This window comes from Levilactobacillus humaensis, from assembly GCF_024345185.1.
GTDB lineage: Bacteria > Bacillota > Bacilli > Lactobacillales > Lactobacillaceae > Levilactobacillus > Levilactobacillus humaensis.
Window position 1 is genome coordinate 1 of record NZ_BROB01000007.1, and the last position, 20,855, is coordinate 20,855.

Consider the following 20,855-nt stretch of genomic DNA (forward strand, 5'->3'; position numbering starts at 1 on the left):
AGTTCTGGACTATACCGAGTCCAGTTATTTCGTTCTTCTAAGCCATTGATCCCATCCTGCTTGTAAAATTTTTGCCATCTGGTAAAAGTCTGACCACTAATGTTGAATAAGCCAAGATACGCTAACTTCGGTAAATCAGTTTTCGACAAGCCTTGAATAATATTTAGTTTTTCAGCGGCCGTGAATCTAGTTCTAGGCATAATAAAGTCCCCTCAAAGTTAACAGATGAATTATACTTTTTCATCTGTCAACCTCAAGGGGACTATAGCAGAGTGTCAATAATGGAATTGATTGTGCCTATTCTCTAAGACGCTCCACTTCTCGTAAGCAATGGAATAACAATTCATCTAGGTTAGTTTCTGGACACGCTGCTAGAAGTGCTGCCAGCTCTTGAATTCGATCAATTTCAAGAGTGTTCTTATGGTTTACAGGAAATAAGTCAAAATATAAACTGCCTTTTTCATTCTGCTTACGAGTGAAGTTCCAACCTATCTTTTTTAAAACGTCCTCAATATTTCGTTCATTATATATGGGATAAAAATATTTTAAAAACCATTTATTCCCAAATAATGATGCACGTTTATATTGGGAAATTTCATCGTTATTGGCGTCGTCTGTGTCCATAATCGGGAAAATTTTAATTTGGTTTAAGTTGGAAGATTCGTCAGTATCAAGGTGCTTGTATCTTTTTAAGAGTGAACGTTCATTTTTGAACTCTTGTCCACTCATAACTTGCTGTAAGGCAGTGATCTGGATGCTACTATCAGTGCGACGCTTTATGTCTAGAGGTATCCGTAAGCTTGACTTAAGGTATCTTGCTAAATAATACTCTGTCAATCCATGACAAATAACAAGGGTTCTTGAGCGAATAATTTTTCGATGATGTTTATTTTTTAAATGCTTGGGAATTTTTTTCATTCGCGTTAGGCCTCATGGCTATCTGACAACGTAGTTTGCCAGATCTCTTTAAAATGTAAATCGTTCAGGGCCGGAACACCACTGAATTCACCATGTAAATATTGATTGGTCGGATTGTTATTTGTCTCAGTGTATTCGGAGATAGGGTAGATCTCTTTTGAAGCATGGCCACTGGTACTAATGACGAATACAGAAGATGCTGGGAGCATCTTCATCAGTAATGTGTCGTGAGTTGTGAATATTAATTGTCCTGGAAAATTGTGTTGCATGTCAGATAAAATGCCTTCAATTAAAATATCGTGGATTCCAGAATCAATTTCATCAATTACTACAATCCGTCCGTCAAAAAGATTCATAAATAGTGGGAATAACTCTAGTATTTTTTTGGTACCTTTAGATTCTAAATGAATAGGGATATCCCGTACTTCATCACCGATCTCTTTTTGCAAGATCAATTCGTAGTTAATTTTATTGTCAGTAACGTCTCGTTGATAATACGCACCATTGATATCTGAATACATATTTCTTAAATATTCAGACAGAGCATCGCTTGTTCGGTCAATTTTTTCGCTGTCATTGATGGAAATGGTACCTTGTCGAACGTCGGGCAATAGGGACTTCGGTGGGAAAAAGCCTGTTACGTCATCGGTTAAAAGTGAAATGGAACCAAGCTCGTTCATAACCTTTAAAATTGAAGTAGCAAAACTTCTAGATAAATAGTCGTGGTTAATTTGAGTTAGATAATCTCTGAGAATTGCTAGAAAGGTATGGGTACCCCAAAGCTTTTCAATATTTTCTTGAAGGTCGTCACGAACCTTTTTCCGCTTAAAAAAAGATTTGTTGAGTGTTGATTGTTTGTCACTTATAGATATTAAAGTTGTACGACGTTTATTTCCAGTGAAATATAGTTCTTCATGTACTAATCTTTCTTTAGAGTCATATTCGATTTCATAATAACCCTCAACTTTATCAATAATAAACTCAAAGTGTAATAAGGTGTTATCCGAACTGTCGATAGTATGTGTTTCCTGTAGCAAACGGCTTAAACTCGAGCCCTTAACTGTTTGGCGCAGTTCATCGATACTAATGTTGTCTTGAGCGTGTGCTTGCATGGATGTGAGCATCTTCGATTGAATGACTGTATCGATGGATAATCTCAATATCTCGAGGGTTTCTACAATGTTTGTCTTGCCGGAACCATTTTCACCATAAATTGCTACCATTTCTTTAGCTATGCTTTTTGTCTTGTGCAAGTCAATATAGCTCTCCAAATAAGATTTAAAATTCTTGATATAAATACCAGAGATCATAATAGTAACCACCTTTCATACCGATATTCTAAATTTCAATAACAAATTGTACTCTATATTGGCGATATTGGCAATTAGAATCTCTTCCTTTGATGTTCTCTCCAGTAAGTCAATGCCATTCTTAAGGAATACAGCAGGACGTTGTACTCTTGAACCGTCCATACGCTCCCAATATACTGAAGGGGTTAAATGACGGAATGTAGGAGTGATGACATGAAAAAGGGATTACATATTTACATATTGTTGTGGCCATAGTGGTGACTGTCGGGCTATTTTGGGCATTGGGGAATACAACGGCGTTTGCGTCGAAGCGTATCGTCAAAGTAACGGAACCTTCGCTGGTTAAACCCGTTCATCTTAAGGTGAACTATTTATATGACACGAGCGAGGTCTACCAACCACTAACTGGCATTCACCTCAGCTGGAAGTCACGCCGCCTCACCAGAAAGCTCACAGTTAGCAAGAAGTATCGTAAACATATCTTCTACGTGTACCGTCAGGCAACGGTTAAGCAAGGGGAAAAGCACGTCGTCTATGACTATGTGATGGATAAGGACAAGGTGTTTGCCGGCTGGGTTCTTCGATCCAAGGTTAAGAAGAACAAGAGTGTTGCCTACATGAAAGAAATTAAGGACATTTATAACATCGTGAAAAATAACGCGACCCCATGGTCCATTAAGCAGGCAAAATTAGTTCTTGGGGATATCAATCCATCATATCCCTACGCTGATAAAAGGTATTCACACAATCTAGGCGGCGGCGCTGGCATATTATTTGAATTTGGTAGGAGCCACATCTCAGATGTTCTGCCCGAATTGGTTCTGGGTATGCAACAGGACCACCGAGGAAGTCTGGGGGAACCACCATTTGAGTCAGCCTCAGTACTGAAAGATGGTCAGACCATGTTGTTGATCTATCATTATTATCAAAAGAAAGCTAACTTCAAGATATACAATGAATCAGACTTCCAATATGGTGTTGAGCATCCGGAAACCCTTACAGGCCGACAAGTGGATACAGGTTATAGTGAAGGGGCAGAAGGAACACCAGTTTATGGATTTATGACGGCTCTAGAAGATGATATTGGCAGTTTTAGCCTCAAATATAATCAGTAAAAATAGCTAACTGGACGACTTCAAAAAGGTCATTCTCAAAAATTGAGGATGACCTTTTTTGACGTGTGATATTAGGAAATTAAAGAAAGCGGTTAGTCAATAATCCTGGAAACTCATTGTTTCCGAAATATTTTTTACGGGTCTCACTATCGCAAATTTCGCGACTCCAGCGTCAATTCTTTTGCCAAGTTGTCCTGACGTGGAATGGGTTTCCTATCGTGACGGCGTTTCCAACAAAAGGCATTTTGCAAGACGAGTTACACGCCATTGTTACGGTACTTTTCGTGGAAAAGGGCGAGGATAAGTGCAGTTACTAAAAGATTCGCAAACAATTACAATTTAGCCTAAGGAGGTGGCGAGGACAATGACAGAGCGAATTGAGCTGGATGCGTTACATCAGTTTTACAAGAGTTTGAATAATTTAGTTGGGACCGAATCAATGCTGATTATTTACGAGCATTACAAGGGAACCCAACTAAATTTTCCGGTCCACTTATATGATCGTAAGGTAACAGCTCAGCTAGTGCTAAAGGAGTTCAACGGACACAATCAACACGAGTTAGCTCGCAAGTATGGGTACTCGCAGAAATGGATTCAGATGGTGATGCGGGAAGCTAAAGAAGACAAATAGGAGTGATTTCAAGATGGCAGACTCAAGAATTTTTAAACTAACTGATGGCTTGGACCTTGAGAAGGTCGGTCAGGCTATTCAAAATTGGCTACGTGAAAAGAAACAACTACACGCTGAGGGCATGCATACCAACGAAGGTTACCTGGTTCAAGCCAAGCAGGAGGATAGCTGGAAGACCATCGTGGGGATGGATTCCGCTATCCAAGTTCAGATTTTCAACGCCGGCGAAAACCAGATCATGGTTAACGTGGGTTCAGGGAAGTGGATCGATAAAGCTGGTGCTGCCACCATTGGGATGATTGCCTTTGCGCCCTTAGCCGTGACCGCCGCTATCGGTGCCTGGAATCAGAAAAAATTACCGGAAGAGCTCTTTGCCTATGTGGAACAATTCATTATGAGCGGAGGTAAATCCGTGACGGTTTCCATGGCTGCCAGTCAGGGTGCTCACGAGGGCGAAGTCATTTGCCCAAACTGTCACGCCGCCAATAAAGCCGATGCGAAATTCTGTGCATCTTGTGGGACGAAGCTCGGGAAGGAATGTCCAAACTGCCACGCCGCAGTGGGGTTAGACACGAAGTTCTGTCCAAATTGTGGGACGGACTTGAATCCTAAGCCAGAGGAAAAGACTTGTCCTGATTGTCAGAATGTGGTTTCGGCCGACACGAAGTTCTGCCCTAACTGTGGGCATGCGTTCAGCTAGCGGGGAGTAGACCAATGAAGATTTGTCCAAATTGTGGTCATGGCAACCCCGATGGTGTTAACTTTTGTGAGAATTGTGGGACTGATTTAAAGTCCGAATCGGGGACTCAGACCGACACAGGCCAGCAAAAACAGTGTCCGCGGTGCCAGACGCTAAACCCTCAAGACAGTCGCTTTTGTGAAAATTGCGGCTATGACTTTGAGGCAGGTGACACGAAACAGTCAGACACCGAATCTGCCGCAAGTGCCGCGTCAACGCCAGAGAAACCAACGGCTGAGTCGACAGTCAGTGAGCCCCAAGCGACGCCAGTTGAGCCCGTGGCGTCCAAGAAGGTCGCGACTCACCCGCAAGCGCCGGAAAGTCAGGCGTCGTCACAACAGGCAGAGACACCAGAAAATAAAACGAAACGCCAATGGTTAATCAGCGCCATAATTCTAATTATTCTCATTTGCGGTGGAGGCTACCTGCTCTATAGCAACGGGAACCATACCGCTAAGCCAGCTCATTCGGAGAAAAAGGCCAGCAGTCAGTCGCAACCTCGCCAGTCGTCCTCTAGCCAGGCAACTAGCCACAAAGCGACGGTTAGCTTTGATCAAGCCGGAATTAAAGAGAACGTCACCTCAGCTTTGGAACCCCTGCAGGGAACCAGCTCCGCGTACGTCTCGCCGGTTGATAGTTCACAGAGCGTGGTCGTCAACAATGGCTCGCAGAGTGCGGCCAGCAGTATCAAGGTTTTCATCCTCGTCACAGCTTATGCCATGGCCAAGGAGGGGGTCTTTAACCTCGATGCCACGCATACCGTTACCGATAGTGAAAAGGTTGGCGGAACCGGTGTTATTCAGGATATGTCCGCCGGAACGAAGCTGACATACCGCGAGATTTTGAAGCACATGATTGATGACAGTGATAATACTGGGGCCAATATTATGATTGCCAAAATGGGCGGGTTCAGCCTGATTAATAACAAGATTAAGAGTATGGGGGCCACAGATACCAAGCTCCAGCGGAAGATGATGGACACGGCTGCCATTGACGATGGTCGAGATAATACCACCTCGGCGCGGGACTTGGGGATGACCCTCAAGAAAATTTATAATCATCAGTTGGTGTCAAAATCCGCCGATGACGACATGTTGGAAATTCTAGCCAATAATCGTAACCGGGCCAAGCTTCCCAAATTATTGCCAAGTGAGGCTAAGGTTTATAACAAGACTGGTGAATATGCAGATTATGGCGTCCAGAATGACGCCGAGATCGTGGCCAACAAGCGTGGTGCCTTCGTTGCGGTCGTTCTCGCAGAGGATGGCAAAGAAGCCGAACAAGTTTCGGCGATGAATCAGTTAGGCTTGAAATTGTATCAGAATATTTTAGAGTAGTGAGGGTTTAGTATGAGATATTGTCCGTATTGTGGGAATCAAGTTAAGGAGACCGCCAAGTTTTGTCCGAGCTGTGGGAAGGCATTGCCAGCGACACAGGAGACGGCGCCGGTCGCCAATGAATCACATCAAATCAAAGATCTTTATGACACCGCCACCGCCAAGTTGAATCATTATACTGGCGAGGAAGGAGCCGTCAAGGTTAACCTATCTGATTTGTTTTCTGAGGTTTTCAAGCATCATTCGAAGGGTGAAGCCAATGCCATCTTTATTGCCGGCACGGAGACCACCACGCCAACCTTAGCCGACGTGTCTGACGAGTGGGCGAAGCCCTGGCTATTTTCACGGATTTTACTGGGCTTTTTACTGGCCTTCGCTGTGTTACTGTACATGGCCGATGCCTTTCATAATCAGAACGCGATCCCAGGTTTAATTCTAGTGGGGGCCTTTGCCGTGCCGTTCTCCGGCTTGGTCTTCTTCTTTGAGGCCGATGCATTTAAAGACGTCAGTCTCTTTGAAGTCGTCAAGGTCTTCTTCATTGGTGGAATCTTTTCGCTAGTCGTCACGTTATTTTTATATCAATTTGTGACCTTCAGTACCACCAGCCAAATCTTTGGAGTCATGACGTTAAAGGATTCCCTATCAATTGGTTTGGTTGAAGAATTAGGTAAGGCCTTGATCGTCAGCTACTTTATTAGTCAGCTGAACGTTAAGCATATCCTCGATGGGATCTTGATTGGGGCGGCCGTTGGAGCTGGGTTTGCGGCCTTTGAAACTGCTGGCTATATTTATAGCGCCGGTAATCAACTGGTTGCGGTCGCCATTCTCCGGGGCTGGTCGGCCATTGGTGGACACCTGGTGTGGGCAGCCATTTCAGGTGGGGCTTTGATGGTGGTTAAGCGCGCCAAACCCTTTAAATTCAGTCAGATGCTGGACGTCCGCTTCCTAGTCTTCTTTGCCTTAGCGGTCTTGATGCACGCGGGTTGGGACTGGGACGTCACGATTCTCGGTAGTTACTATGCCAAGCTGATCCTGCTAATTGTCGTGGCGTGGATCGTTGTCTTCGTCTTGATGAGTGCCGGGTTAAAGGAAATTTCTCATTTGAAACAGCAAGAGCAATCTTAAGTTAAGTCGCTTTAAAGCAACAGAAAGAGACGGCTAGTCCTTTACCGGGACTGGCCGTTCTTGACTGGCATGAGTTGTTAAAAAAAGAGGGAATCACGAGTATCTTTGTTGAAGTCAGTCTATATATGACACATTGTGTCACCACACGCTGTTATATTAAGGACATAGTTATTTCAATTAACAATTACAGCTCAATATAATTAGATGGATAACTAGGAATAGGTTCAAAATTGAGGAGGAAAAAGTATGCGAATGACTCATATTTTCAGTGCCCTGCTGGTGGCGACGACGCTTGGAACGACGGCGCTGGTCACCGCTCCGACCACGGCTCACGCCAAGGCGAAGACGACGTTAAAGACTTTCCCGAAGAGTATCCGGGGAACGTGGTATCACTATGAGGAAAACAATGGCTATTACTACAAGTCAATGGCGATTAGTTCCAAGAAACTGACGGTCAAGAATTACATGGATATCTTTGCGAAAAAGCAAAGCAAGTGGACCGGAACCTTACATACAACCAAGAATCAGAATGACGTCTGGCAATATGGTGGCAAGAAGAGCCATTGGACCAGTGCCAAGGCTGTCAAGGGTGGCTATACCAAGATCGTTTCCTACGGGATGTTCGCGACGAATGGCTCCGGAACCTACAAGGTCGTTCATCAGAATTACAAAGGTAAGTCCGTTAAGGTGCTCTACAACAAGCACATTGTGAACAGCTCCGGCTCAAAGAAGTTAGCCGACCACTACTACAAAACCAAGGCCCAGGCCAAGTACTTCAATCCAGTTGGCGCCTTGCACAAGTAGACGATAGACGAGATAAGGAGGAATTACACAATGAAGTTAACACACATGATGGGCGCCCTTTTGGCGTCAGTTAGTCTGGGGGCAGCGTTGGTTGTTGCCACACCTACAACGGAGGCGCAGGCTAGCACGAAGATGAGTCTTGCCAGCTTCCCCACGAAGTTCCAGGGGACTTGGTATTACTACCAGAACGGTCACTACAACCAGTTCAATATTGAAGCTCAGAAGACCTCGTATCGTAACTTTTACGGTAAGAAGTGGCAGACCGGTCACAGTGCCGTCAAGGTCGCTAACCTGAAGAAAGACCTGGGTGGCGTTAAAAAAGGAAAGGACAATACCCTGATATTTATGAGCAAGGGTTGGCTAGTGGACCAGTCTTGGTGGGAACATTCCAGTGACTCGGCTTTTGGAGAAGTCGGCACGGAAAGCTATAAGATTATCACCCGTCAATACAAGGGGCAACCCATTAAGTCGTTGTACATTTATGCGATGTGGGATGCCGGTAATGGTGAAGCGCACCTGCAACACTATTACACGACCAAGGGTCAAGCCAAGGCGTTCAACCCAACTGGTGGGACCGAAGACTTTACTGACTAAAGGTTAATTGAACGAAGATTACAAAAACACGATCAATCCGTCATGTGGATTGATCGTGTTTTTTTATACATCAACTTATAGAAACCAGTCGCGCAACCGGTCTTTAACCACCGCTTCAAACTTATTGGTTTCGGTGGGACTGGCCGCATCGATTTCAGCGTAAAGGTTGTTGTTAATCTTCGTCAGAATTGCCGTGAGTTGGTCCAACTCGGTATCGCTCAGACCGGTCAGAAATTTCGGGATTTTGGCCGTTTCGGTCGAGGCCGTCTGTTGACCCAGATTCGTTAGGCGAATGATGGTCTTGCGTCGGTCGGTCGTGGACTTTTCCTTGGACACCAGGTCCTTCTTGACCAGCTTATTCACAAATTCCGCGGTTGATTGGACCGAGAGATTCAGGCGGGTCGCTAGGTCCTTTTGCGAGAGGCCATCGGCTTGTGAGAGCGCCAGTAGAATTTTCCCCTGACCTTGGAACCGTAATGTTTTGTCTGCATGGTTGCGGTGGGCTACCTCGTCGGCGGTATGGTGGACCATATCGAACTCAATTAACTTACCCGCTGCATTTCTTTGTTTGGTTAAATCAGGCATGAGATCGCCTCCCTGTAGCTATTATACCCGACAATCCCTCAAAAAAGACAGCGAAGGCGAGTAAAGTCTTGACATATTGATCAGGGGGCCTTATTATAATTTTAGTCAGGGGGACCTGATTAAAACGCACACCTAAGAGGGAATTAAAAATGACAACACAAAATGCAATTGAAGTCAGCCACCTTATTAAGAAATTCGGCGAAAAGGTCGCCGTTAATGATATTTCGTTCAAGGTCCGTCAGGGCGAGGTCTTCGGACTCCTGGGTCCTAACGGGGCGGGGAAAACCACGACTTTGCGGATGATTACCACGTTGCTCAAGGCCGACAGTGGGCAGGTCAAGATTTTCGGCCACGATGCCGCGAAGGAAGGGCGGTTGGCCCGTTCGATGTTTGGTCTGACTGGCCAATATGCTTCCGTCGATGAGGACCTTTCCGCTCGGCAGAACTTGATGATTTTTTCCCGATTGAATGGGCTCTCACGTCAGGCCGCCAAGGAACGCACGACGGAACTCCTCACTGAGTTCTCGCTCGACAATTCAGCGGACAAGCCCCTGAAGGCCTTTTCCGGTGGGATGCGTCGGCGGTTGGATCTGGCGGTTAGCCTGATTACGCGGCCGGCCCTGATCTTCTTGGATGAACCGACGACGGGGCTGGACCCACGGACCCGTTCCCAAATGTGGGACACGATTCGCAAGTTGGTTGATCAGGGATCAACAATTATTTTAACCACCCAATATTTGGACGAGGCGGACCAATTAGCCGATAATCTAGCCATCATCGACCACGGCCAGGTGGTCAAGATGGGCACGCCTGCCGAACTTAAGGAACAACTCGGTGGGCCACGGGTCACCTTCACCCTGAGTCAAACGAGTCAGGTTGCCGCAGCCGAACGCTTATTAGCCACTCAGGTGGCCGGAGACGTCCAAGAGGAGGGACCGGACCTCAGCGTGAGCCTGGGGCAGGTAGCCCAGCTAGCGACCCTCCTAGCGACCTTAAATGACGCCCAGATTGGCATCAGCCACCTGGCCGTGCAAGAGCCATCGTTGGATGACGTCTTTATGAGCCTGACCGTCGGCAAGAACTAAGAAAGAGGGAACTGAAAATGGATGTACAAATTCACCGCGGCAATGTGCTTCAGAATACCGCAACCATGGCTTATCGAAACTTATTAAAGACGATTCACAATCCCGATCAATTGATGGATGTCGTCATTCAACCCGTTTTATTTATGTTGATGTTTGGGTACCTTTTCGGTGGGGCGATTGCCGGCGGGGTTAAGGCTTACCTGCCAACCATTGTTCCCGGGATCTTAATTCAAACGATGCTGTCAGCGGCCTCTGGGTCGGGGGCCCAAATCAGAGAGGACCTCGACTCCGGCGTCTTCGACCGGTTCAAGTCATTACCCATGGCCCGGATTGCCCCATTGGCTGGGCAGCTGTTCGCTGATAGTTTACGGTTGTTGATTGCCGCCATCACCTCGTTGACTACTGGCTATCTTATGGGCTGGCGTCCCGGTGTTGGTTTGGGCTGGGTGGTTGCCATTGGCTTGCTAGCCATCTTCATGGGCTGGGTGCTGTCCTGGGTCTTCGCGCTATTAGGCCTATTGGCTAAGAGTGCCGCCGCGGTCCAGAGTGTTTCCTTGATGACAATGTTAGTGCTGTCCTTTATGTCAAATGCCTTCGTTCCCATGAAGGCCCTGACGAAGCCCCTTCAGTTCATTGCCCGCCTGAACCCGGTGACCTATGTCATCACGGCCATCCGACAAATCTTGGCAACGGGTAGCTGGACCCATGAAGCTTGGGTCGTTCTGGTCTTTGGACTTGTGATTGTGGCCATCTTCGCGCCGCTGACGGTGTGGGCCTACGATCGGAATTAAATTTGCGGCTAATATAAAACGGCTAGACCAACGAAGGTCTAGCCGTTTGTTTGTCGCAAACCTATTTAACGTTCAATGCTTGGCCGTAAACCCAGTAACGACGGGTGTGGTGCTTGCTCGTTGCCTTGATTCGGTACCAGTCATATTGTGTGGCCTGACTCGCACTGCGGTCAATCTTGACCTTGCTACCAGCCTTGAGCTTAGCTGATTTCCAGCTAAAGGTCTTGATCACCTTGTAGTCACTGTTCGGTTGGTGGCTCGTTAACTTAAAGTGTTTGTAGTTCTTCTTAATCGTGGCCGTCCCATGGAACTTGTGGTACTGAACGGTGCCGACTAATGAACTGGCCTGGCTGACCGTGCCCATCCCCATGGTTCCGATCAAACCGGCGACGCCTAAAAGTAATGCTGCTTTTTTCATTTCGTAAAACCTCCCCAGATTTTATTCCCTTAGGAACGTTTTAACTATAGCACAGTTTAGTGGGTTGCCTTTTGATTCACGGGAATATTTGCCAAACCGTAGTCATTATAACAATTCTATAAACATTTAGGTTTCCCATCTTATTTTGGATAAGGACATTAGTACCGTTGCTGGGGATGCGGATTATTCCCACTAAACAAGGTGATTTGCTGGTGATAATAGGACTTGTTTTCGATGATATCGAGCAGTCCCTTCCCATAGTCGGCATAGCTAATATAGTCTTGGCGCCCATCGTCGGGATCCTGAGAGTGAGCGGGTTTAAATTCGTCACCGGTAACGTGATACTGCCCCGTACTGTTGCCATCCGGGTCGAAGTTGTAGGTAGGGGTCACATAGGTCCAGTTGACCGTAGTGTAGGTTTGCAGGATAGCCAGGCCCTCAGCATGGGCGGCGCAGAGGTCCTGCATGTAATCCGGGTAGTAGTGTGGGAGTTCTTGGAGGACGTGCGTGTGGGCCGAATTAATGAAAAGGGTACTGGCCGCCCCGACTTTGAGGTAGTGAATTGGCGTGCCTTGTAACAGGGAGACCACGTGTTCAAGGCCTTCATAGTGGACGACCTCTGTGGCGGGTGTCCAGGCGCCAACGGCATCGACCACGGCGTCAACCCCGACAAAATCGTCTTGTCCGAGGTCCCGCATGTCCTTAATGATGACTTGGGGTTGTTTCAATTGTGGGTGTTGCCGGTGGGCAATACCGACGACGTCGTGGCCACGTTTGATGGCGGCACGCATGACGATCCGCCCCAGATGACCATAGGCACCGATAATCATAATTTTCAAAATAAAGCCTTCTTTATGTTAATAAAAGCTGGGTTTGGACCCGTCGGTGTGGGGTTCACTGATACCGATCGATTGGTTGATGGCCTGACTGGGGTCAAGGATGAGCGCTGACAGATAGCTGGCAACACTCTGACGGGAAACCTCGGTTCCCTTGAAGGGTTGGCCCTTCTGGGTAAGCTCATAGCTGACAAGGTCTTTGTCGGAGAACCAGGCGGGCCGGACCAGGGTATATTGTAGCCGGCTATTTTCGATGATCTTAGCCCCAGCGGCATAAGCGGTCAGCGTAGACCCAAGCATCTGGGCGTTCCATTGGCCATATTTGCCGGGAATTTCATTGTAAATGCCATTTGCGGAAATCCAAATGATCCGTGCGACCTTCGCAGCCGTCATGGCGGAAACGACCGCTTGAGCCTGTTGCTTCAGATTGGCCCCATAGAGGTTTGCGTAGACGAGGTCTTGTCCTTGCATAGCCGTGGTCAAGTGTGCGGTATCCTTCACGACGTCGGCTACGACAATGGTCACACGACTATCATAGCGAATATCGTCAGCCAAGTGATCCGGATTACGAACCAGCAGGGTGAGACGGACACGTGAGTCTTCGATTAAATTACGGGTAACTAAGGTGGCAATGGAGCCAGATGCGCCAAGAATTAAAACATTTTTCATTAGATAGTTCCTCCTAAAAAGTGATAAATTTAACGGTTAAAACACCAACAAACATGACGACTAAACCGATGATTTTGACTCGGGTCATGCGATTAACTTGCGAGGCAAACAAACCGAAGTTTTCAACTAAAGCGCTAAAGACCAATTGGCCAAATAAGGCGAGTACGACGACTTGCCCGGTTCCAATCAGGGGAACCAACCAGGAGCTGCAGAGAACGTATAACGCCCCGATGATACCCCCGATCCAAATCCAACAGTATCGTGGGCCTTGCATAAGCGCCAGGCGAATATTGGAGAATTGGGCATGTGTGACGAGATTCACCAATACGAGGGAAAGCACCCCAATCGTAAATGAAATAAACGAGGCCCGGATGGGTGAGTGTAAGGTGGTTCCCAGGTAACCGTTGATCGCCGTTTGCATGGCCATCAACATGCCAGCCAGGATGGCAAAGAGCTGATAGAAGAGTTGACTTCCCGTGGCGGCATGTCGTTCCGCCGCTTTTAGCAACGGGTCACGCGGTTCGAAGAGACCTAATGAGAGAATGACGCCGCTGACGATGAGTACCAAGCCGATACCTTTGGCCCAGGTTAAGGGGTTGGCAGGGGACTGAAAGAGACCAAATTGATCGATGAGAATGCTCATGATAATTTGGCCCATGATGGGTAAGACCGTGGTTTGGAGACTGCCAATTTTTTGAAACAAGACCACGTTCCCAGTTAGGGCAATGGCGCCGAAGAGGCCACCCAGCCACAACCAGCTGGGATTGTGAGTGATAAAGGTGCCACTGATGAGTAGCGGTTGCCGCGTGACGAGGTTGAGAAGAAGTAGGAACACCCATGCCATCAAAAATGAAAAGCCAGATGAGAGGTAGGGGGAAAGAACGAAGTCACGGAGCTTGGCGTTAACAGCCGTCTGCATGGCTAAGCCAGCACCCATTGCAATGGGAAAAAGTAAGAGTAGCATGTTATCACTTCCTTTAATTTTGAATCGTCTCTAATCTTACAAGGGGACGGGTGAAGAACCAATTTCAGGATCGAATCCAATCAATCGGTTTTTCCGATAGTTCCTGTTGCCGACAAAGTTGCCAGTGCGTCTGGTCACGAATGAAGGTGAGTTGGAGGAAGACAGTGGTGGAAAGGGTGGCCGATTGGAACTTAGCGGTCACCTGAATCCGAGCGTGGTGGTTGGTCACCGCCGCGATAGTGGGTGTCGCAAAATCTGTGTAGGTTAGCTCTCTATTTTGCAGGGCATCGATCCAGTCGTATTTGGACTGCGTTGGGCCCTGCAAGGGTTGTCGCTCGGCGGTGATCGCCAGGAACCGGTTTAACTGACAGATGTCTCTGTGGCTGACTGCCACTAGAAGTGTGTGACAGTCAGCCAGTAAGGTTGATTCGGATGAAATCATGTATCTGACCGCCTTTCTTGATCAAGTTATGGGATTAATCATAGAGGGCGGTGCGATCAAAACCAATTGCGTCTCACGATAGGACAAATCGTTTTAACCGATAATATAAAAAGACCCGCCAATGGTTAGGCGAGTCAAAGGGGTTAATCAAATTGTTCTTTTAAAATCTGGGCAAAGGATTCAATGTAGTAGCCCGAGTTATCTTTCTTCCAATAAGCATAGTAATGTTGTGTCAGGTCGCGTCCATGATCCACCAATTTTAGAACCCGATTGGTGCTGGGATTGATTTGATTGGCAGTCCGACTGTTGACGACAATGTAGCCTTGTCCGGTGGTCGCTAGCATCTGAGCTTCGCCAAAGCTAGAGGCAATCTGGAAGGGACTCTGGATGCCAAGGACCTCGCGATAGTAGGTCTGTTCCGAAGCGTATTCATCGGCCCCAACGATCAGAATACAAGGGAGATCCGCGAGTTCTGTCGTATCGACCACAGATTGATCAGCACTAAAGGCTTTGGGGGCAACGACAACCATGTAGTCGGCGGAGGTCAGAAACTCATTTTCAAAGGCAGATGACAGTTCATAACGTTGGTCGGAGAAGTTTAAATCAATGTGGCCCTCACGAACTTGGGTGAATAGCTCGGCGTAGGAGTCGCTGTGAATCTGAACCTTAACTTGGGGAAACTGGCGGGAGAATTCGGCGACGGCCTCGAGGAATTCTTGCGAACCGAATTTACGAAGGTACCCAAGCTTGAGCGTGTACGTTTCAGCCGTATGGGTATTGATGGCTTGCGTCTCGGTGATGAGGTGGTCCACTTGGTCGAGAAGTTCTTGAGAATGTTGGTAGAAGTAGTCTCCCGCGGCAGTTAGTTCAAAACTTCTACCCTTCCGCTTAATTAAGGTTACGCCCAAACTCGCTTGAAGCTCTTTGATGCGTTGAGAGAGGGATGATTGTGAAAGATGGCATTCGATGGCGGCCTGAGTGTAGCTGTGATTTTTCACGACCGCAATGAAACATTGAATTTGGCGAAACATGGTGTGGGCTCCTTTGGGTGACGTATTACGGTTTAGCATAACCGACTGGGCGTAGATTGCCAAGCTTGGGGTATCAGTGGGCTAATTGGTTTATCGGTCAGAGTTCCCCAGACCTTGATTTTCTATTTTTTCAAAGTAATTTGGATAAATAGAAAATTTTATTCATTGTGGCCACATTCGTGGTTATCGGATGCAGTTTTGACTTCCACTAAAGTCAGGAACATAGATGGAAGATATGGTGCAACCAACTCTTAGTGAGGGGTCGTGTTTTGAACAGATTTAAGCTGCCTGAGAAAGAATTTCAATCGCCGTTCGTTACCGTGCTGGTAAAAAGAACGGCTTTTTTTGTAAAACACGTTGTAAGACTGGAAAAGGTACTTAATTGATAAATGGGTCCGGTATCAACCGATGTGCTAGTGGAAGAGTCGTTGTGGTCCAATAACTTTGAGCGACAGTCATGACGAGTTAAAACAAGTATACATTGCTATGTATAAATAAGTGTCACACAGTTGGAATCCTGTGGGGAGTAGGGATTAAGGATCACGGACATCTTGAATATAAATGTCCACACTATTATAATGTGAGTATGATTAAAGTATCCTCGAAACGGTTTGCGGGCAAAACGGTTCAAGCCACATGACTTGATAATTAGCTGGTTAGCTGTGAACAGCTGTTTAGACGCCTGTGTATAGACCTGGTAGGCTAGTGGATTTTTAATCTAAAAGAATCTGATTGGACAAACAATCGGGTGTGAGTAAACGGATTAAGTTAATTGGTTGCGGGTCTTTACCGGCGCTTTTGACCGGAAATGATCAAACCCATCATGAACAGTATCACCAGTTTTTATTGATAAACATATGCAACTAGATCGGTGAAAATCATGTTTACTAACCAACGGTCGTCAGTCGTTTACTGGCGATCTTTTATGACAAGTGTCAACTGGTAATTAGGAGTAGCTGGGGAAGTATTGGACAGTCAAGTGTCCGACACCAGGGAATAGGAGAGGTTAAGCTTGAGACAAAAAGCGGCAGATCAAACCACCAAGAAGAATTTTATTTTATACAAGGGTCACACGGGCTGGAAGATTAAGACCCGTATTTTTGGGACCTTACTCGTTAGTTTATCCGCGGTAGCCATCGCTGAAACTATTGGGACGGCGGATGTTCACGCGGCAACGACAACGCCAGATGCACCGGTTGCTGATAAAGAATCCAAGCCGGCTGCTGAACAAGGGAATGCGGCGACGCTCAGCGCTTCAAAGGCCACGACACCAACGGTCCAAGCGGCCCCAGTTGCCGCAAGTGCAGATGTGTCTACTGAAGGAGCCGCCGGTGCGGCAACCGATACATCCAGTGATAAGCAATATCAAACCTTAACGCCAGACCAACCTATGACGGTTGGCAAAACGGACGGGTCCGGTGTGACATTATCTGGTAGCCAGGTTCAGGACCACTTTACGAATACGGTCCAGAACTTTGCTAACACGTCATCGACAGATCCGGATGTTCAACAAGGTGACCTCGGTAAGAATATTACAGAGCCAGCAGCCGATGAGAATGGCGTTTGGCACTTGACTAGTAAAGACGGGCATGATTTTACATCTAAGTCTGGCTTTACAATGCACAACAATGCAGGCCCCCAAACTGCCCATGTTTCTTTTGAAAATGACATTGATTTTGGCCATGATTTTACGTTAACAGGTGCCTTAGGTATTGGGACGAAAACCTCAGGCGGGGCCGATGGTATCGGCATTGTTTTCGCACCAGGTGATCCGGCATATGCAACGACAGGTAAGGTCGGTGGTAATTTAGGTGTAGGTGGCTTGGATAACGCCTTTGCCTTCGTTTATGAATGATATTCATAACGATGGTTCGGATGATACTAAAGTTGTTGACCCTGGTTCAGGGGCATACTTTGGTTGGCGGTCGACGGATGCCAATGGTGCCATTCAAAATGTAACCAACGCAAGCGATTGGAAAGCGGCTAGCTCATTTGACTTAAGCAATCGGGCAACCGATCCGCTTATAGATTTCACGATGTCCTATGACTCACTTACTAAAGCGTTGACCATGACTATTCAGAACCAAACCTTCACTCGATCACTTGCTGACATCGATACTTCGAAAGGTTATTCAATTTCAATTGCGGCTTCAACCGGAGGACAGTCTAATGATTACTCCGCCAAAATCGACAGCTTTACCTACACTCCAAAGACAGCGTCAGTGAATGTGAAGGTGGCGACTGCGGCTGGAGATGTAAGTACGACGACGCCAGTCACTGCCAACATTGGGGATACCATTTCTGTCTTCTCAACGAAGGAAGCAGCGGAACGAGCAGTCGCCGCAGATCCAACGCTGGATCCTAGCCTGGTGACGGTCATTCCTGCAAGCACGACTAACAATGTTTATGTTGTTGATGGCGACCAAGCCACTGCCAGCAATGGGACGGTTCACGCCTCAAGCCTTGCGGCTGCATCGTACTACAGCTACAAGGTGACCGGGGATGCTGGCCAAACGTTTAGTGTGCCCGTTAGTCAAGCCTTTATTGCCAACGTTACGCCAGTCGATTCGGTGACCAATGAAGCCATTCCTGGCGTGGCTCCTATCCAAGTGACGACGGTTGCTGGTAAATCAACTGTGGTTCAGTTCCCAGGCTATACGCCTGTGACGGTTGAGCTGAATGCTCCAGCTGACGGCGAGACAGTTGCCAATGATAAGGTGAAGATTAACACGAGTACGACACCGTCGACAGAAACTGATGTTGCAAACCCAATCGAACACTATTACACGGCTACCGGTGAAACGATTGATGGGACCCCGGTTACGGCCAATGTAACTGTAGGGACGAATCAATCCGTCACGGATGCCCTCAACGCTACTTCGCCAATCGGTGCAGATGGTAAACCTATCACTGACGGTAGCACGCCAGCCTACACTTGGTCGAAGGTTCCTAATGCCGCTGGGACGGATTCCACGGATAAAGATACGCCGCAAGCCAGTGGAAGTATCTTGGTGCCAATGAAGAGCACATTAGATACATGGCTGCAAAAGGCGACCGACAACCAAACGAAGGCCGATGCTGACCAAGCTAAGGCCCAAGGTATCTATGATAAATTCATCGCGGGAGCTGGCATCACTGATGACCAAAAGGCCGCTGCTAAAGCACTGCTAGATTCTGTTAGCAAGATGTACAGTGATCTTTCGACCAGTAATGGGGATGCCAAGACGGCCTTAGAAGCCGCCGAAGCCGCAACCGATCCAGCAACTATTGTTGATGAAAGTCAAAAAGGCTATAAAGCCATGGCTAACATGGATGATTCACTCAGTGCATTTGAAAAGAACATTGATGATATGGCGACGACGAATGCGGCTACTCAGGCCAGTTTAGCCAGCTTTGTCCCTTGGACAAAAGTCTACGGGGAATCGTTGGGCTTTCCTGATGTGACCTTTGGTGATGGATTCGGCGCGACGGTTACTGATGCCCAAAAAGACGGCTTTAATAAGGCTGGTTTCTTCTATTACGTCGATGCTACGAATTCGGATACGCAGGTCACGCCTAAGAATGTTGGGACTTATTACTTTAAATTAACTGACGATGGGCGGGCTTATCTTAAGAGCTTAACGCCAGACAACCCAAATGCTGGACTCTACGTTTCTGCCACACTTACGATTACGCCCGCAGCTGCAACACCAACGATTCAAGATACTAGTGTGGTGTACGGTGCAGAGCCAACGATCACGGGTAGCTTAGGATCGGATTTAGCAAATACAGACCATCCACTTAAACAGGGTGATTTTGAAATAATTGATAATGCTACTAAAAAGGTTGTTTTGAGTAATCAGCTACAAGCTGGTGGCGACTACACGATCCAATACACCACTGATGCACAGAACACTTTAAAGGAAGATACGAATTATACTTTTGGTAATTTTGGAACAGCCAAGTTGACCGTGGCAAAGCGAGACATCACGGTGACTGCACCAACGGTTACGAAGACTTATGGTGACAGTTTGCCAGCAACCGTTAGCGTCACAGTTAACGGAACCACTAGTGCTCTCCCTGCAAGCAATTTTGAAATTGTGGATGCTACGAACAAGGTCGTCAGTGCCAACCAGTTACAAGCAGGTGGCAAGTACAGTTTACAATTGAACGCCGACGCTCAGGATACTTTGAAAAAAGCTAACCCTAACTACACACTCAACTTTGTTGCGGGTGGATTGACTGTCAAGAAACGCCCAATTACGGTGAAAATCAATGATGTCACTACTGATTACACGGGTAAGGCACCCGAGGCAAATGGTTTTAGCATTGCACCGGATGATAAGTTAGTCGATGGCGACAACAATGGTTCACTTGGTATTACGCTGAATGAAATCACTGATACCAACGTTGGGACGTATGCAATTTCAGGATCAGTTGATTCTGCCACAAACTACGCTGTCACGCTTGAAGACGGGACGCTGAAGATCTTGGGTCATGACGTTGATTCCAAGAAGAATGAGACGATCACTGAAAAAGATTCAGCCGACAATGTGGTTGAGATTGATAAGAAGTGGGCCGACGGTAGCCAAACGACTTACACCTATGACCCAAACACTAAGACTCGGACAGTGACAGAGAAAAAGGATGGAAAGCAGGTTGGCGAGCCACAGACGTTTACCTCTGATTCTGATAAGTTAACGTTAGCTGATGATGACAATACGAGCACGACCGTTGCCATTGACCCCATAACCAATCAGCCAACGTTTGACCATGAAACGACGCAGACAAATGGTGATACGACCACGACGAAAGACGCCGAAGGGAACGTTACCAAAGTCGTTAAGACGTGGCCCGATGATAGTCAAACGACGTACACGTATGATCCCGGTAACGGTGACTGGACAGTCACCGAAGAAAAAGATGGGCAGACGTCTGGTAAAAAGACGTTCGGAAAAGATGATACGCAGGCAAAGGTAACCCTTGGTGATGGTGTGGATACCATCGTTAATACTGCGCAACCAGCAGGGTCGCAGCCAACGTTTGAACATGATACGACGGTGACGGCAACTGATAAGTCCAATAACGTGACTACTGCCACGACGACAGATGACAAGAACAACGTCATCAAGGTCGTTAAGACGTGGACCGATGGTAATCAAACGACTTACACTTATGATCCAGCTACTGAAAAACGGACTGTGAGTGAACAAAAAGTTGGCCAACCAGTTGGCGATCCAAAGGAGCTGACCTCTGATTCTGGTAAGGTAACGCTAGTTGATGATCAGAATTCGAATACTATTGTTTCTCTTGATCCGACAACCAATCAGCCAACGTTTGATCACGAGGTGACGAAGACGGATGGTGACACGACCACGACGACCGATGCCAGCGGGAACGTTACCAAGGTCGTCAAGACGTGGCCTGATGATAGTCAAACGACGTACACGTATGATCCAACGACTAAGACTGCAACGGTAAC

The 20,855-nt window shown here is 47.1% G+C and carries 20 protein-coding genes and 1 pseudogene; 11 read left to right on the forward strand and 10 right to left on the reverse strand.

What is annotated here, in order from left to right; all coding sequences use genetic code 11:
- From OCU14_RS03460 to OCU14_RS03470, 3 genes and pseudogenes are all read right to left on the reverse strand, one after another.
- Nucleotides 1-200: pseudogene (locus OCU14_RS03460) on the reverse strand (helix-turn-helix domain-containing protein); the annotation flags it as partial.
- Between the two features lie 97 nt (nt 201-297).
- Nucleotides 298-918 carry a hypothetical protein gene (locus OCU14_RS03465; protein ID WP_261809799.1) on the reverse strand — a complete coding sequence of 207 codons (621 nt, stop codon included), beginning with the start codon at nt 916-918 and terminating at the stop codon, nt 298-300.
- A 5-nt stretch (nt 919-923) separates the two neighbouring features.
- The gene (locus OCU14_RS03470) at nt 924-2,228 is read right to left on the reverse strand and encodes an AAA family ATPase (RefSeq protein WP_261809800.1); all 1,305 of its coding nucleotides are present in this window, start codon (nt 2,226-2,228) and stop codon (nt 924-926) included.
- Between the two features lie 257 nt (nt 2,229-2,485).
- Here OCU14_RS03470 and OCU14_RS03475 point away from each other — a divergent pair, with 257 nt between their 5' ends.
- The 7 genes from OCU14_RS03475 to OCU14_RS03505 all read left to right on the forward strand — a co-directional run bounded on the left by OCU14_RS03475 (nt 2,486) and on the right by OCU14_RS03505 (nt 8,573).
- Nucleotides 2,486-3,343, forward strand: a complete 858-nt coding sequence (locus OCU14_RS03475) for a hypothetical protein (RefSeq protein ID WP_261809801.1) — start codon at nt 2,486-2,488, stop codon at nt 3,341-3,343.
- Between the two features lie 364 nt (nt 3,344-3,707).
- A complete protein-coding gene (locus tag OCU14_RS03480; protein WP_261809802.1) occupies nt 3,708-3,974 on the forward strand; it encodes a Mor transcription activator family protein in 267 nt (88 codons plus the stop codon).
- Nucleotides 3,975-3,987: 13 nt separating this feature from the next.
- Complete coding sequence (locus OCU14_RS03485) at nt 3,988-4,674, forward strand: zinc ribbon domain-containing protein (RefSeq protein WP_261809803.1); 687 nt, start codon at nt 3,988-3,990, stop codon at nt 4,672-4,674.
- A gap of 14 nt (nt 4,675-4,688) precedes the next feature.
- Nucleotides 4,689-6,050, forward strand: coding sequence for a serine hydrolase (locus OCU14_RS03490; protein ID WP_261809804.1), 1,362 nt, complete (start codon nt 4,689-4,691; stop codon nt 6,048-6,050).
- Nucleotides 6,051-6,062: 12 nt separating this feature from the next.
- The gene (locus OCU14_RS03495; RefSeq protein WP_261809805.1) at nt 6,063-7,175 is read left to right on the forward strand and encodes a PrsW family glutamic-type intramembrane protease; all 1,113 of its coding nucleotides are present in this window, start codon (nt 6,063-6,065) and stop codon (nt 7,173-7,175) included.
- 246 nt (nt 7,176-7,421) lie between these two features.
- Nucleotides 7,422-7,979: a hypothetical protein gene (locus tag OCU14_RS03500; RefSeq protein WP_261809806.1), complete on the forward strand. Its 558-nt coding sequence runs from the start codon at nt 7,422-7,424 to the stop codon at nt 7,977-7,979.
- 30 nt (nt 7,980-8,009) lie between these two features.
- Nucleotides 8,010-8,573, forward strand: coding sequence for a hypothetical protein (locus OCU14_RS03505; RefSeq protein ID WP_261809807.1), 564 nt, complete (start codon nt 8,010-8,012; stop codon nt 8,571-8,573).
- A gap of 75 nt (nt 8,574-8,648) precedes the next feature.
- Here the strand turns inward: OCU14_RS03505 and OCU14_RS03510 are convergent, their stop codons facing one another.
- Complete coding sequence (locus OCU14_RS03510) at nt 8,649-9,158, reverse strand: MarR family winged helix-turn-helix transcriptional regulator (protein ID WP_261809808.1); 510 nt, start codon at nt 9,156-9,158, stop codon at nt 8,649-8,651.
- 149 nt (nt 9,159-9,307) lie between these two features.
- On the opposite strand from OCU14_RS03510, the gene OCU14_RS03515 reads away from it, so the two are divergent.
- Nucleotides 9,308-10,243: an ATP-binding cassette domain-containing protein gene (locus OCU14_RS03515; protein WP_261809809.1), complete on the forward strand. Its 936-nt coding sequence runs from the start codon at nt 9,308-9,310 to the stop codon at nt 10,241-10,243.
- Nucleotides 10,244-10,260: 17 nt separating this feature from the next.
- Nucleotides 10,261-11,034: an ABC transporter permease gene (locus OCU14_RS03520; RefSeq protein WP_261809810.1), complete on the forward strand. Its 774-nt coding sequence runs from the start codon at nt 10,261-10,263 to the stop codon at nt 11,032-11,034.
- A gap of 61 nt (nt 11,035-11,095) precedes the next feature.
- On the opposite strand, the gene OCU14_RS03525 is transcribed toward OCU14_RS03520, so the two are convergent.
- The 6 genes from OCU14_RS03525 to OCU14_RS03550 all read right to left on the reverse strand — a co-directional run bounded on the left by OCU14_RS03525 (nt 11,096) and on the right by OCU14_RS03550 (nt 15,394).
- A complete protein-coding gene (locus OCU14_RS03525) occupies nt 11,096-11,452 on the reverse strand; it encodes a hypothetical protein (RefSeq protein WP_261809811.1) in 357 nt (118 codons plus the stop codon).
- A 158-nt stretch (nt 11,453-11,610) separates the two neighbouring features.
- Complete coding sequence (locus OCU14_RS03530; RefSeq protein WP_261809818.1) at nt 11,611-12,282, reverse strand: NAD(P)-dependent oxidoreductase; 672 nt, start codon at nt 12,280-12,282, stop codon at nt 11,611-11,613.
- A gap of 27 nt (nt 12,283-12,309) precedes the next feature.
- Nucleotides 12,310-12,957 carry an NAD(P)H-binding protein gene (locus OCU14_RS03535; RefSeq protein WP_261809812.1) on the reverse strand — a complete coding sequence of 216 codons (648 nt, stop codon included), beginning with the start codon at nt 12,955-12,957 and terminating at the stop codon, nt 12,310-12,312.
- 13 nt (nt 12,958-12,970) lie between these two features.
- Nucleotides 12,971-13,921 (reverse strand): DMT family transporter, encoded by a 951-nt coding sequence (locus OCU14_RS03540; RefSeq protein WP_261809813.1) that lies wholly within the window; start codon nt 13,919-13,921, stop codon nt 12,971-12,973.
- A 64-nt stretch (nt 13,922-13,985) separates the two neighbouring features.
- Nucleotides 13,986-14,363 (reverse strand): hypothetical protein, encoded by a 378-nt coding sequence (locus OCU14_RS03545; protein WP_261809814.1) that lies wholly within the window; start codon nt 14,361-14,363, stop codon nt 13,986-13,988.
- Nucleotides 14,364-14,506: 143 nt separating this feature from the next.
- The gene (locus OCU14_RS03550) at nt 14,507-15,394 is read right to left on the reverse strand and encodes a LysR family transcriptional regulator (RefSeq protein ID WP_261809815.1); all 888 of its coding nucleotides are present in this window, start codon (nt 15,392-15,394) and stop codon (nt 14,507-14,509) included.
- A 1,012-nt stretch (nt 15,395-16,406) separates the two neighbouring features.
- Here OCU14_RS03550 and OCU14_RS03555 point away from each other — a divergent pair.
- The gene (locus OCU14_RS03555) at nt 16,407-17,249 is read left to right on the forward strand and encodes a lectin-like domain-containing protein (RefSeq protein ID WP_261809816.1); all 843 of its coding nucleotides are present in this window, start codon (nt 16,407-16,409) and stop codon (nt 17,247-17,249) included.
- A partial coding sequence (locus OCU14_RS03560) for an MBG domain-containing protein (protein ID WP_261809817.1) occupies nt 17,230-20,855 on the forward strand: 3,626 nt, incomplete at its 3' end. The genes OCU14_RS03555 and OCU14_RS03560, both read left to right, overlap by 20 nt.